The following is a 13176-nucleotide window of genomic DNA, read 5'->3' on the forward strand; positions in this document are numbered from 1 at the left end:
CCGGCACGCGCGGTGGTGTGCCGGGCACCGTGCTCAGCGGGTTCCGGCCTTGGCGTACTCGGCGATCGAGTCGATGTTGGACTGGTCGATGAAGGCGGGACCGGTCAGTGTCGGCATCCCACCTCCGATGGTGTTGCGGTTGTTCAGGTACAGCCACAGCGCGTCCACCGCGAGATACCCCTGCAGGAACGGCTGCTGGTCGATCGCCCACTGCACGTCCCCGGCCTTGATCGCATCCACGAGGGCGGCGTTGGTGTCGAAGGTGACGATCGTCGCGGAACTGGCGGCGTTGGCCTTGGACTGGATGGCCGTCAACGCGATCGGCGCACCCAACGCGACAACGTGATCGATCGAGGGGTCCTGCTGCAGCTTCGCGGTGATCGTCGCCTCGACCGACGGCAGGTCCTTGCTGTTGACGTTGAGGATCTCGGTCTGCCCCTTGAACCCCTCGATGACGCCGGCACACCGTGTCTCGAGTGCAATTTGCCCTTGCTCCTGGATGATGCACAGCGCCTTCTTGGCACCGTCGGCGGTCAGACGCTGCCCGGCCGAGATGCCGGCGAGCTTCTCGTCCTGACCGAAGTACTGGGCCACGCCCTGGGCCTTGTACTGGTCCATCCCCCCATTGAAGGCGACCACCGGGGTGCCTGTGTCGACGGCCGCTCGAACCGCCGGCGCCATCGCATCCGGCTTGGCGAGGGTGACGGCGATACCGTCGACCTTGCTGTCGACGGCACTCTGGACCAGGTTGGCCTGGTTCGGAGCCTCGGGGTCCGCGGAGTAGCGCAGTTCGATGTTGTCTTTCGCGGCCGCGGTTTCGGCGCCCTTGCGGATCAGGTCCCAGAAGGTGTCGCCCGGAACCTCATGTGTGATCATCGCAATGGTCGCGCGGGGGGTGTCGGCGGTGCCCGAGGCCATGCCATTGCCGGTTGCCTCGGGCTTGCCGCCCGTGCCCGAGCATCCCGCGAGGAGCACGGCTGTGGTGATGCCCAACGCCAGGGTGGTCACCCGGCGAGTGCGCTTGCCTGTGAACGGGACGGGCCGGCCGTCGTGTGTATCCATGTGGTTGGCCTTTCGGAAGCCGCAACCATGCAGGCATGGAGAAGCAGCGAGGGAGGGTGAAGAGGAGTGAAACGCAGAGGGAGTGGAGGCCCCGCCGGGCCGGAGGTTGGAAGTCGGTTCCTCACGGCCCGGCGGGGAGAATGTGACCTACCGCAGGGGCAGGCCGGCGGCGCGGTACGTGGAGTCGATGAGCTCCATGGTGGTGACCGCGTCGTCGACGTCGATCGGGAACGCGGTCCCGTCGGCGAGGTGCTGAGCGAATACGTCGAGCTGGTAGGTGTACGTCGACCGGGTTCCGAGGTGTTCGACCGTGGTCCCGGCGTCGGTCGTGATGGTGATCCGGTCGTCGCCGGACTGCAGCGCGTAATCGTGTGCGAAGGCCTCGCCCCGATCTCCGACCACGCGCAGGGTCATCTCGAACCGCTCCGCGGTCATCGCGTTGACACTCGAACCTGTTGCGCCGCTAGGGAATACCAATTCTATTTCACAGGACTCGTCGACTCCGGGATCGCGTTCGACGGCGCGGGCCGCAACGACAGTGGGTTCGCCGCCGGCGAACCGGCCCAACTGCCGGTGCACGTGCAGGCCGTAGCAGCCGAGATCCATCACCGCACCGCCCGCGAGGTCGAAGCTCCACCGCGGATCGTCCGGCTTGGGTTCGGGCATCCGCATGATCACCTCGACCCGCTGCAGGACTCCGAGGGTGCCATCCCCGAGCAGGGCGAACATCCGCCCGATGATCGGGTGGAACAGGTAGTGGAACCCTTCCATGATCGGCACATTCCGCTCGCGTGCGGCGTTCCGAACCAGCTCGGCTTCGGCGGCGTTGCGAGCGAACGGCTTCTCTGTCAGGACCGCCTTTCCCGCCGCGATCGCCTTCAGATTCCACTTGGCGTGGAACGCATTGGCGAGGGGGTTGTAGATCACGTCGACCTCCGGGTCGGCGATCAGATCCGCGTACGAGTCGACGACCCGTTCGACCCCGTGCGTCCGCGCGAAGGCCTCCGCGCGGCCGCGGTCGCGGGCGGCGACCGCGACCAGCCGGTGCCCCAGAATCTGGGCGGGCTTCACGATCGCCAACTCCGCGATCCGCGAGGCGCCGAGAACGCCGATCCGCAGTTCGGTCACAGCTGCAGACTCCGCAGGAACGCGGCGCTGGTCTCGACGTCCGCGACCGGTCCCTCGCCCTCGGGCTCGCCGGCGAGGATGGTGTCCTGCTCGAGGGTGAACCAGCCGTCGAAACCGGAGGCGACGAGGTGGCGGACCACGCCCTCGACATCGACGTCACCGGTGCCGAGTGGGGTGTACATACCCTGGGCGACGGCCTGCGTGTAACTCAGCTCACCGGCCTGCACGCGGGCGGCGAACTCGGCGTCGACGTCCTTCAGATGCGTGTGGGTGATCCGGTCCGCGGCGGCGCGAGCCAGTTCGAGCGGATCGGTGCCGCCGATGAGCAGATGCCCGGTGTCGAGGCACAGCGGGATCGAGGAGCCATCGAGGACCCGCTGGACCTCGGCATTCTTCTCGATCATGGTGCCCACGTGCGGGTGCAGGACGGCGCGGATGCCCTGCTCGGCGGCGACCCGGTGGAGACGATCGAGGTTGCCGAGCAGCGTCTTCCATCCGGCGTCGTCGAGGTCCGGGCGAGAGTCGTAGCCGTCGGTCCCGGTGATCGCGGCCAGCACCAGCACGTCGGCGCCGGCGGCCGTGAACGCGGCCAGGGTGCCGGTGATGTCGGGGACCGGGTCGTGGCCGGAGTCGTGCAGCAGCACCGGGGTGAAGCCGCCGACCGCCTTCAGGTCGTAGGAGGCCAGCGTCGCCGCCAGCTCCTGCGGGTCGGCGGGCAGAAAGCCTTCGGGGCCGATCTCGGCGGCTTCCAGACCGGCGTCGCGCATCTCCGAGAGCACGCGCTCGGGACCGAGCTGGTGACCCCAGCCCGGGACTTCACAGACACCCCACGAAATAGGTGCTCCTGCAATACGAATCATCGTCGAACCTCACTCATCTGTACGGGTCGGTGCTGGGAGAGGGAAAGCGTGGCCGCCTCGGCGATCCAGGCCACCTCGAGGGCGTCGGCGGCGGTGCACGGCGAGGGCGCGGTGCCGGCGATCACCTCGAGGAACGCGCCGAGTTCGGCGCGGTAGGCGGCGGTGAAGCGGTCCATGAAGAATCGGTGCGGCGGTCCGTCGGGGAAGGTGACACCGGGTTCGAGGTTGCGGACCGGCGCGCTGGCATCCCAGCCGGCGACAACGCTGTCCTGCGACCCGTGGACCTCGAGCCGGCAGTCGTAGCCGCGGGCGTTGTAGCGGGTGTTCGACACCACGCCGAGAGCTCCGTTCTCGAACGTCAACGTTGTGGTGGCGGTGTCGACGTCACCGCAGTCGGCAAAGATGGCATCGCCCTGGTTGGTGCCGGCGGCGTACACCTCGACGACTTCCTGGCCCACCACCCAGCGGACGATGTCGAAGTCGTGGACGCTGCAGTCGCGGAAGATCCCACCGGAAGCGGCCACATAGTCGGCCGGGGGCGGCGCGGGGTCGAGGGTGGTCGAGCGCACGGTGTGCAGCCAGCCGAGTTCCCCGCCGACGACGGCGTTGCGGGCGGCGACGAAGGCGGGATCGAACCGGCGGTTGTAGCCGATCTGGACCGGCACCGTCGACGTCTTCAGCCGCTCGACGACCTGGTAGCTCTCGTCGGCGGTGAACGCGACGGGCTTCTCGCAGAACACCGGGATCCCGGCCTCCACGGCGGCCAGGATCAGGGGCGCATGCGCCGGGGTCGCGGCTGCGATCACCACTCCGTCCACTCCGGAGGTGAAGACGGCAGCGGCGTTCTCGACTGCTTTGGCGCCGAACTTGGCGGCAACAGTCGCGGTGACGTCGGGACGCTCGTCGGTGACCACCAGTCCGTCGACTCCCGGCAGCTGGGCGAGAGTGTCGGTGTGGAATGCGCCGATCCGGCCGAGGCCGATCACGCCGATAGTTGATCCCATCAGTCCTGTCCTCCAATGACGGTCTGGTCCCAGTCGATCACCGAGCCGGTGACGACGCCGCTGCGCTCCGAGAGCAGAAACACCACCATGTCGGCGATCTCGTCGACCTGCCCGAGCTTGCCCATCGGCACCTTCGCCGCGGCTTCGGTCGCCCAGTTGTCGTCGGCGCCGTGGAAGCGTTGCTGGATCGCAGTCTCGCCCTCGGTCTCGGTCCAGCCGATGTCGAGGCCGTTGATCCGGATCCGGTCGAAGCGGTGCGCGTAGGCCGCGTTGCGGGTGAGCCCTGCCAGTCCGGCCTTCGCCGCGACGTACGGGGCCAGGTAGGACTGCCCGCCGTGCTCGGCGATGGAGATGATGTTGACGATCGTCCCCGGTGCCTTACGTTCGACCATGTCCGCCACGGCGGCTTGCATGGTGAAGAACGGTGCGCGCAGGTTGACCGCCATGTGCTGGTCGAACAACTCGGGTGTCGTATCCAGGAGGGTGCCGCGGGTGGTCAGACCCGCGGCGTTGCACAGCGCATCGATGCGGCCGAACTCCTCGATGGTCCGGGTCACCGAATCACGGGCCTCGGTCGCGTCGGAGATGTCGGCCTGGACGAAGCGAACTTGTGCTCCGGTCGCTTCGAGTTCGGCGGCGAGGGCTTTGCCGGCCTCGGCCCGGCGTCCGGTGAAGACCACCTGGGCCCCTTCGCGGGCCGCTGCCCGCACGACGCCGGCGCCGACGCCCTGCGTCCCTCCACTGATCAGAACGACTTTCCCGTTCAACAGGGTGGCCACTGTATTCCTTTCGATCTTGCGGCCCTCCGACATCGGTGCCGGAGGATCGGTCGGCAGACGGAACCATCTCTCGGTTCGCTGACACATCCCCACTTGCGGGGGTGTTGTGGATCGGAGTCGTGGCCGTGTGCCCTTGTTAGTCTTGCTGTGACGCACGCCTCAATCAAGTCTGCTTTTACATCATTTTCACCTCAAGGCGGGGTATTCGGCCTGGGCCGGCGCTCGAATCGAGTCGGGGGCATCTCTGGGAAGAGAACCCGCCGATTCACCGGCATCGGAGTCGTGTTCGACGGTGTCCGGCTGTGTTCGGGCGGGGTGTGATCGGCAGGCTACTCACAGCGGATGCTGGACGAGGGCGCCTCGTTGACGAGGTGTCGGTCATCGCGCTGTGCCCGTATACGGCGGATCGCCGGTCGGCCACCTCGGAGGTGGCCGACCGGCGATCAGGTGCTGATTCGGCTGTTAGTGTTCGTCCCTGGGTCCCGCAGCCTGGTCGGCGATCTCGAAGCAGTGCAGAACTCCGTCGCGTGCCCGGGTGAGGGCGTCGGTGATGGGCAGTTGCCGAAATTCTTGTGACATGTGCTCGACACCCCACGCCCCGTCGAAGCCGATGCGGCGGACTGCGTTGATGAACTTCGGAACGTTGAATTCGCCTTCCCCGCAGGGAACCCTGTTGTCGAAGGTGTCCTCGAGATCGGTTCCCCGCACGGTGGACCAGCCGTCGTCGAGTTCGACACCGAACACGAACTGCACCGGCACGAGCTGCGGCAGAGTGTCGTAGTCCGTGCCACCGCGGAATGCGTGCCAGATGTCGAGGATCAACCCGCCATTGGGGTTGGCGACGTCCTTGACGAACTGTGCAGCCTGCTCGGTGGTCTTGACGTGGTGGGAGAACGGGGTGTTCTCGAAGGCGATCTTCACCCCTGCCGCGGCACCGTCGGAAGCCAGGGCGTCGAACTGCTCGCACAGCACGTCCCGGGAGACGGGGGCGCCGTCGTCGTCCGCGCCGACTTTGATGTTGTCGACCCCGAGGATGGGGGCTGCTTCGAACAGATCCCGACGGACCTGGTCGGAGACCGCGCGGGCTTCGCCGGTGGTCCACCAGTTGGTGATCCACTCCAGCTGAACATGATGAATTCCGTTGTCGGCCAGCATCTTCGCGACCTCACCGAGTCCTACTGTTTCTCGGGCGGCGACCAGGTCGGGGCGGGTCAATCCAAACCCGGTGTAACCGGTTTGCGCGACGGCCTCTATGCGCTCGCGGATCGGGACCGGACTGCGGTCCGAGCCTCGCGCCGGCATCACGTCTCCGGCTGAAGTCCAACATGCGGCCAGAAGTTCCGGCCCCGGTGAGTTGTTCATGCCTCGTACCCTTCAGTGGTTGTCTCGATCGTAGAACGCAGATGTATCCGGCGGTGTGGCCTCACTCCGGGGCCTCCTCGGTGGCGACGACGGCGAGGAGGTCGCCGCCCTCGACCTGCTGGACCGATCCGATGGAACGCCACCGCGTCCGCGCAGATCTTCGCCCGCAACTCTTCCGACAGGTTCGGGGCCGGCGCGAGCTCGATCACCTTCTGGTGACGGCGCTGCAGCGAGCAGTCCCGCTCGAACAGGTGGATGACGTTGCCCTGACCGTCGGCCAGGATCTGGACCTCGATGTGACGCGGGTCGACGACGGCCTGCTCGAGGAACACCGTCGGGTCACCGAACGCCGACTCGGCCTCACGGGCGGCGGCCTCGATGGACTCCTCGAGCTGCGCCGGCTCGGCGACCCGCCGCATGCCGCGGCCACCGCCGCCGGCGACGGCCTTCACGAACAGCGGGAACTGCATGGTCTCGGCCGCGGCCAGCAACTCGTCCACATCGGCGGACGGCTCCGACGACGCCAGCACCGGCAGACCGGCCGCCTTCGCCGCGGCGATCGCGCGCGCCTTGTTGCCGGTGAGCTCGAGCACCTCGGCGGACGGACCCACGAACGTGATGCCCGCCTCGGCGCACGCGGCGGCGAGATCCGGGTTCTCGGAAAGGAAGCCGTAGCCGGGGTAGATGGCGTCGGCGCCTGCCTGCTTGGCCGCGGAGACGATCTCGTCGACGGAGAGGTACGCCCGAACCGGGTGTCCCTCCTCGCCGATCTGATAACTCTCATCGGCCTTCAGACGGTGGATCGAGTTCCGATCCTCGTACGGGAACACCGCAACCGTTCCAGCACCTAGTTCGTAGGCGGCACGGAAAGCGCGGATCGCAATTTCGCCACGGTTGGCGACCAATACCTTCGAAAATGTCACTGCGCTCGCTCTATCTCTTCTCGGGGATGCACAACTGATGGGATCGAGCAGTGATCAGTGGTAGTCGACCTTGGTGGTGGCACCGTCGTTGTTCATCGAATCGATCAGGGCGGCGGCCACCTGGGTGGCCCGCAACCCGTCGCGTGCCGACGCCAGCGGGGACGGCACCTGTGCGTCGAGGGCGTCGACCCAGGCCTGCAGTTGGCGCCGGTAGGCGTCGGCGAACAGTGGGCGCCAGTCCGCCGGATACGTCGCCGCCGAATGCAGCGACGAGTCGACCGTCAGGGCGTGGCTCGGTGCCAGACTCACGGCACCGGTTTCGCCGACTACTTCGCAGCGCACGTCGTAGCCGTATCGGGCATTGACGAACACATCGACCACCGTCAGCACACCGTCGGCGGTGCGCAGCATCAGCACCTGCGGGTCGTGACGTGAGGTGTCCAACGAGGTGGGCTTCGGTGCATGCCAGCTGACTTCGACGATATCGGACCCGAGAAGCCAACGGGTGATGTCGATTTCATGGATCGCTGAATTGGTGATGGTGCTTGCCGAGTCGCCACCCGGGTACGACGTCACATTGCGGTGGGAGCTGCGCACCAGCAGCGGGGCCCCGACGGAACCGGACCGAATCTCCTGCACCAGGGCCTGGTACGGGGCGTGGAACCGTCGCATGAAACCCACCGACACCAGCGGATTCGCCAGTGCCAGAGACTCTTCGCGGGCGACCAGGTCGACGCATTCGGCGAGCGTCGGGGCCAGCGGCTTCTCACACAGCACCGGCTTGCGGTGATCGAGGCACAGCGCCACCTGCTCGGCGTGAGCGGAGTCGTGGGACGCGATCACCACCGCGTCGATGTCCGGGGCGGTGATCAACTCGGTCGCGGTCGCGACGGTACGCGCCGACACCTCCTGCGCGACCGCGTCCGCACGGGCCGCGTCGAAATCGGTCACCACCGTCACCTGCGCACCCGACACCGACCGAGCGAGGGTCCGGGCGTGATCGGCGCCCATCACCCCGACACCGATCACCCCCACCCGCACGCTCACGACGCTGCCACCGCGGCCGGCGCCCGCCCGTCGAGGACCGCGACAGCGCCTTCGACCGCGGCGCGAATGGTCAACGCCATCGCCCGATCGGTGAAACCCATCAGGTGCGGACTCAACACGGTATTGGCGTGGTCGAACACCGGGTGATACGCGGGCGGTTCGGGATCGAATACGTCGAGACCGAGCCCGGCGAGGTGCCCGGACTGCATCGCCGCGTGCGCGGCGTCGAGGTCGATCAGCGCGCCGCGACTGCAGTTGACCAGGATGCTGCCCGCCCGCATCCCGGCCAGCCGCGTGGAGTCGATCAGATGATGATTCTCGGCAGTGAGCGGCAGGTGCAGGGTGACGAAGTCACTTGCTTCGAGAAGTTCGTCGATACCGGCGCACCGATACTGCTCGGGCACGTCGGCGAACGGATCGTACGCCCGCACCTGCAGGTCGAACGCCTCGGCGATCTGGGCGACCTTGCGGCCGATCCGCCCGAAGCCGACGACGCCGAGGGTGGCGCCCTCGAGGTCACCAACCGTGACTGCACCCCGGTCGTTCCACCGCCCGCCCCGGACCAGGCCGGTCAGCGTGGGAAGTCTCTTGACCAGTGACAGCAAGTGCGCGAACACCCCTTCGGCGACCGACACCGTGTTGCTGCCCGGGGTGATCACCACCGGGATGCCGCGCCGTTGTGCTTCGGCGACGTCGACGAGGTCGGTTCCGACACCGGTACGGGCGAGGACCTTCAGCGCCGGCATGCGGTCGAGCACCGCGGCGTCGACGGTGAACGCCGCCCGCACGATCGCGGCCTCGGCGACGGCCAACTGTTCCTCGGTCGGGTCGAGGACCAGCTGTTGATTCTCAGCCAGATACGGGTCGACGAGCTCCCGGTCGAGTGGGCCCAAGCCGACGAACAGTTGAGTCGAGGTGGTCGTGGTCATCGCAGTCCTTGCAGGTGTCGAGAGGTGCGGGGCGGGGGATCAGGCCGTGCGGGAGGCGGTGGTGCCGGCGACGTCGTCGAGCTTCTGCCACTGCCCGCTTGCGGCGGAGACCTCGGCGGCGGTGACGATCGCCGCTGCGGAGACGGCGTCGTGGACGTTCGAGTTCTCCTGCGGTCCACCGGATACCGCGATCAGGAACTTCTTCGCCTCGATCGTCTTGAGGTCGTCGAAGCCGAGTGCATTGCCGGGTCCGGGCTGAAAGCGGGAGTAGTCGCCGTGCTGCGGGCTGGCGTTGACCGTGGTGTAGCCCTGTTCGGCGTTCGCGCGGCCCAGGCACACCTTCAGCTCGTTCATCCGCTCGAAATCCCATTTGACGGACCCTTCGGTGCCGTAGACCTCGATCTGGTATCCGCACTCGGGGCCCACGATCACCCGGGACGCCTCGATGGTCCCCACCGCACCCGATCCAGGGCCCTCGGATCCGAATCGCACCAACGCCGCGGCGTAGTCCTCGTTCTCGACCGGCCCCATGTCCCCGTTTTCGATGACCGCGAAGTGAGTTCCCGATCCCATCTCCAGCTTCGGGCGTTCGGTGTAGACGGTGCTGGTGAGCGCGTTGATTTCCGCGATCGGGCCGACCACGTACTGGCACAGGTCGCTGGCGTGGCTGAACAGGTCCGCCAGCACGCCGGAGCCGGCGAGTTCACGGTCGAACCGCCACGACAGCGCGCCATTGGGCTCGTTCGCGTAGCCGGAGAAGAAGGAGGCGCGCACGTTGGTGATGCGGCCGAGCTTGCCGTCGGCGATCAGCTTCCGGGCGTGCTCGACGGCCGGGGCGTGCCGGTAGTTGTAACCGATCGAGGTGATCACCCCGGCCTCGGTGGCGGCGTCCTCGATCGCGGCGGTCTCGGAATAGCTACGCCCGACCGGCTTTTCGATCCAGAAGTGTTTGCCGGCCTTCGCCGCGGCGATACCGATTTCGGCGTGCAGGAAGTTCGGTGCACAGATGGACACGACCTCGACGTCGGGGTGCGCGAGGACCTCACGGTAGTCGGTGGTGCCCTCGGCGAAACCCAGGACGTTCTGAGCGAAATCGACGCGGCCGGGTGCGGTGTCGGCGGCGATCACCAGCTTCGGGGTGATCCCGAGCTCGGGGTAGACGATCGGGACGTCGCGGTAGGCGCGCGAATGCAGCTGTCCCATCCAGCCGACGCTGATCAGGCCGACGCCCACGGTGCGTGCGTTCGTGCTCACGGTGTTACCTCTTTCGGTTCTGCCCCAGTGGGCTAGGTGGTTCTGCCCCAGTGGGCTAGGTGGTTCTGCCCGAGTGGGCTAGGCGGTCTGCTCGGGCCGGGCGGTGGCGAAGGCCTCGGTCAGGGCGGCGGCGAGCATGGTCGAGTCGGAGCCGATGGCCACGAAGCGGAATCCCAGTTCGACGTAGCCGGCGGCCAGCGCTGCGTTCGCGGCGAGAATGCCGGCCGTCTTGCCGTGCTGGTGGGCGGCCTCGAGGACCCGGCCGAGCGCGGCGGTGAACACCGGGCTGTCGAACTGCAGGGGCACCCCGAGGGCGAAGGACAGGTCCAACGGTCCGACGAAGAGCACGTCGACCCCGTCCTGTGCGGCGATCTCGTCGACGGCGTCGAGGGAGGCGAGGGTTTCGATCTGGATGACGCCCAGTGCGGACTGCTCGTCCGTCAGCAGCGGGGAGCGGTCCATGCCCCACCGGCAGGAGCGGTTGTAGGTGGCGACCCCGCGGTCTCCGTGCGGCGGGTACGCCAGATGCGTGACCGCGTCGGCGACCTGGTCGGGTTTGTCCAGGCGCGGGACCATGATCCCGGCCGCTCCCTGGTCGAGGGCCCGGCCGATCCGGATCCGTTCACCGGATTCGATCCGCACGACGGTCGGAACGCCGTAGCTGCCGGCGGCGAGGATGCCGTCGCGCAATACGTCCTCGGATCCGGACCCGTGTTCGAGGTCGATGAGGATCCAGTCGGCGCCGGCGGCGGCGCACACCTCGGCTGCGGTCGAGGACGCCATGCCGACGAAGGTGCCGACGGTGGTCTCCCCGTCGGCCAATCGCTGACGGAGCGTGCCCCTGTCGAGTGGAGTGTTGCTCATCCGAACCACCTCTGCCGTCCCACGGCGTTGTCGTAGTCTGCGCGCAGGGTCTGAACCCATTCCTGATCGGACACCTCGGCGGGTGCGACGTCCCACCACACGTCCCCGCCGGGCAGGTCCACGTGCGGCACCGTCGGCACCACGATCACGACCGGACCGGACGCGGTCCGGGTCTCGTCGAGTGCGGTGCGCAACTCGTCGGCGGTGGTGGCGCGGATGGCCCGCGCGCCGAGTCCTTCGGCGATCTGCCGCAGGTCGACTTTCAGGTAGTCGCCCTCGAGGCGTGCCTTCTCGCCGGTCTCGGCGATGATGTCACCGTCGGTGCGGTAGCGGAACTCGTTGCCGAATTCGCGGCCGTTGCGGTTCATCTGCAACCGGTGGATGACCTGGTAGCCGTGGTTCTCGGACACCACGATGGTCACGTCCAGGCCCTCCTGGGCGGCGGTGACCAGCTCGGTGGGTGCCATCAGGAACGTGCCGTCGCCGATGAAGGTGACGATTCGCTGTCCCTGGTTGCCCTCGGCGAGACGCACACCCATCGCGGCCGGGATCTCGTACCCCATGCAGGAGAACCCGAATTCGAGGTGGCAGTGCCGATTCCCGGTCGCGTCCCAGACCTTCTGCAGGTCGCCGGGCGGGCCACCGGCCGCGGCAATGATCGTGTCGCCGCCGCGGGCGTGTTCCTGCAGCAGCCCGATCAGCTGCGGCTGGGTGAGCACGGCGCCGGTGACCGGGGCGTGCGGGTGCTCGGCCGGGACGAACGCGGTGTCGGGGTCGAGAGCGGCCGCCCGGATCGGGGCCCAGTCCGCCTTCGCCGTCCGCGCGGTGTCCTGCCAGGCGGTGCTGGTGGTGTGCCCGGCGAGCGCGGTGGTCAAGGCCTCGAGTCCGAGGCGGGCGTCGGCGAGGATTCCGGTGGCCCCCTGCTTGCGGGTGTCGCCGTCGACGACGTTGAGGGAGGCGAACCGGACGTTCTCGTTCTCGAAGATCGACTGCGATCCGGTGACGAAGTCGGTCAGCCGGGTCCCGACGCTGAGCACGAGGTCGGCCTGTTTGACCAGGATGTTGGAGGCGAAGTTGCCCTCGAGTCCGACACCGCCGAGCTGCCACCACTCGTCGCGGCTGACTGCGCCCTTGCCGCCGAACGATTCGACGACCGGGATACCGGCCTGCTCGGCGAGCCGCTCGAGTGCCGCGGTGGCATCGGAGTAGTGCACGCCGCCACCGGCAATGATCACCGGACGCGCCGCCTCGCGGATCTGGGCGGCGACCGCGTCGACCTCCGCGGGGTCGGGCAGCGGGCGGCGGATCTTCCAGTCGCGGGGTTCGAAGAACTCGACCGGGAAGTCGAAGGCGTGGGACTGGATGTCCTGCGGCAGCGAGAGTACGACAGCGCCGGTATCGGTGGGGCTGGTCAGCACCCGCATGGCCTGGGGGAGCGCGGTCAGCAACTGTTCCGGTCGAGTGATGCGGTCGAAGAACCGCGCGACCGGGCGGAACGTGTCGTTGACGGTGAGGTCGGCTTCGCTGGCATGCTCGAGTTGCTGGAGCACCGGTCCCTGATGGCGGGTGGCGTAGGTGTCACCGGGCAGCAGCAGCAACGGAAGCCGGTTGATCGTCGCCAACCCGGCGGCAGTGACCAGGTTCAGCGCACCCGGACCGATGGACGCGGTCACCGCGAGGGTGGCGCGGCGGCGGCTGGCCTTGGCATAGGCCGTGGCGATGTGCGCCAGGTACTGCTCATGCCGACCCTGGATGAACGGCAGGTCATCGGACAGTTCGTCGAGGGCCTGTCCGAGGCCGGCGACGTTGCCGTGACCGAAGATGCCCAGTGCGGCGGGGATCAGGCGGCGCCGGTTGCCGTCGGCGACCGAGTATTGCGCGGCGAGGTATTTCACGACCGCCTGGGCCGTGGTCAGCCGGACTGTCTTGTGTGTGCTCAGTGGTGTCATGTCGTCGTTTTCTGT

11 protein-coding genes and 1 pseudogene are annotated in these 13176 nt (G+C 67.8%); all 12 read right to left on the minus strand.

Going from position 1 to position 13176, the window contains the following annotated elements:
* Positions 1–33: 33 nt before the first annotated feature.
* A complete protein-coding gene (locus tag CJ177_RS29225; protein ID WP_179443298.1) occupies positions 34–1062 on the minus strand; it encodes a substrate-binding domain-containing protein in 1029 nt (342 codons plus the stop codon).
* Between the two features lie 147 nt (positions 1063–1209).
* Positions 1210–2190, minus strand: a complete 981-nt coding sequence (locus tag CJ177_RS29230; protein WP_095869208.1) for a Gfo/Idh/MocA family protein — start codon at positions 2188–2190, stop codon at positions 1210–1212.
* A complete protein-coding gene (locus CJ177_RS29235; RefSeq protein WP_095869209.1) occupies positions 2187–3050 on the minus strand; it encodes a sugar phosphate isomerase/epimerase in 864 nt (287 codons plus the stop codon). Before CJ177_RS29235 ends, CJ177_RS29230 begins: the two co-directional genes overlap by 4 nt.
* On the minus strand, positions 3047–4054 hold the full coding sequence (locus CJ177_RS29240) for a Gfo/Idh/MocA family oxidoreductase (RefSeq protein ID WP_061043283.1): 1008 nt from the start codon (positions 4052–4054) through the stop codon (positions 3047–3049). Before CJ177_RS29240 ends, CJ177_RS29235 begins: the two co-directional genes overlap by 4 nt.
* The gene (locus tag CJ177_RS29245; RefSeq protein WP_005243496.1) at positions 4054–4833 is read right to left on the minus strand and encodes an SDR family oxidoreductase; all 780 of its coding nucleotides are present in this window, start codon (positions 4831–4833) and stop codon (positions 4054–4056) included. The genes CJ177_RS29240 and CJ177_RS29245 overlap by 1 nt, the downstream gene beginning before the upstream one ends.
* 462 nt (positions 4834–5295) lie before the next feature.
* Positions 5296–6195 carry a sugar phosphate isomerase/epimerase gene (locus CJ177_RS29250; RefSeq protein ID WP_061699872.1) on the minus strand — a complete coding sequence of 300 codons (900 nt, stop codon included), beginning with the start codon at positions 6193–6195 and terminating at the stop codon, positions 5296–5298.
* A 134-nt stretch (positions 6196–6329) separates the two neighbouring features.
* Positions 6330–7118, minus strand: a pseudogene (locus tag CJ177_RS29255) (biotin carboxylase N-terminal domain-containing protein); the annotation flags it as partial.
* Between the two features lie 54 nt (positions 7119–7172).
* Complete coding sequence (locus CJ177_RS29260; protein WP_095869210.1) at positions 7173–8165, minus strand: Gfo/Idh/MocA family protein; 993 nt, start codon at positions 8163–8165, stop codon at positions 7173–7175.
* On the minus strand, positions 8162–9094 hold the full coding sequence (locus tag CJ177_RS29265) for an NAD(P)-dependent oxidoreductase (RefSeq protein WP_005243492.1): 933 nt from the start codon (positions 9092–9094) through the stop codon (positions 8162–8164). Before CJ177_RS29265 ends, CJ177_RS29260 begins: the two co-directional genes overlap by 4 nt.
* Positions 9095–9133: 39 nt before the next feature.
* On the minus strand, positions 9134–10348 hold the full coding sequence (locus CJ177_RS29270; RefSeq protein WP_095869211.1) for a Gfo/Idh/MocA family protein: 1215 nt from the start codon (positions 10346–10348) through the stop codon (positions 9134–9136).
* 78 nt (positions 10349–10426) lie between these two features.
* Positions 10427–11212: an HpcH/HpaI aldolase/citrate lyase family protein gene (locus CJ177_RS29275; RefSeq protein WP_095869212.1), complete on the minus strand. Its 786-nt coding sequence runs from the start codon at positions 11210–11212 to the stop codon at positions 10427–10429.
* Positions 11209–13161, minus strand: a complete 1953-nt coding sequence (gene iolD, locus CJ177_RS29280; protein WP_061043934.1) for a 3D-(3,5/4)-trihydroxycyclohexane-1,2-dione acylhydrolase (decyclizing) — start codon at positions 13159–13161, stop codon at positions 11209–11211. The genes CJ177_RS29275 and iolD overlap by 4 nt, the downstream gene beginning before the upstream one ends.
* Positions 13162–13176: the final 15 nt, after the last annotated feature.

Origin of the sequence: Rhodococcus sp. ACPA1, from assembly GCF_002300195.1 — a bacterium.
In the GTDB taxonomy this organism is placed as follows: domain Bacteria; phylum Actinomycetota; class Actinomycetes; order Mycobacteriales; family Mycobacteriaceae; genus Rhodococcus_F; species Rhodococcus_F opacus.

Bases quoted from the DNA above. Each gene is read 5' to 3' on its own strand.
- CJ177_RS29225 (WP_179443298.1), bottom strand. From the start codon at position 1,062: ATGGATACACACGACGGCCGGCCCGTCCCGTTCACAGGCAAGCGCACT.
- CJ177_RS29265 (WP_005243492.1), bottom strand. From the start codon at position 9,094: ATGACCACGACCACCTCGACTCAACTGTTCGTCGGCTTGGGCCCACTC.
- CJ177_RS29250 (WP_061699872.1), bottom strand. From the start codon at position 6,195: ATGAACAACTCACCGGGGCCGGAACTTCTGGCCGCATGTTGGACTTCA.
- iolD (WP_061043934.1), bottom strand. From the start codon at position 13,161: ATGACACCACTGAGCACACACAAGACAGTCCGGCTGACCACGGCCCAG.
- CJ177_RS29240 (WP_061043283.1), bottom strand. From the start codon at position 4,054: ATGGGATCAACTATCGGCGTGATCGGCCTCGGCCGGATCGGCGCATTC.
- CJ177_RS29275 (WP_095869212.1), bottom strand. From the start codon at position 11,212: ATGAGCAACACTCCACTCGACAGGGGCACGCTCCGTCAGCGATTGGCC.
- CJ177_RS29235 (WP_095869209.1), bottom strand. From the start codon at position 3,050: ATGATTCGTATTGCAGGAGCACCTATTTCGTGGGGTGTCTGTGAAGTC.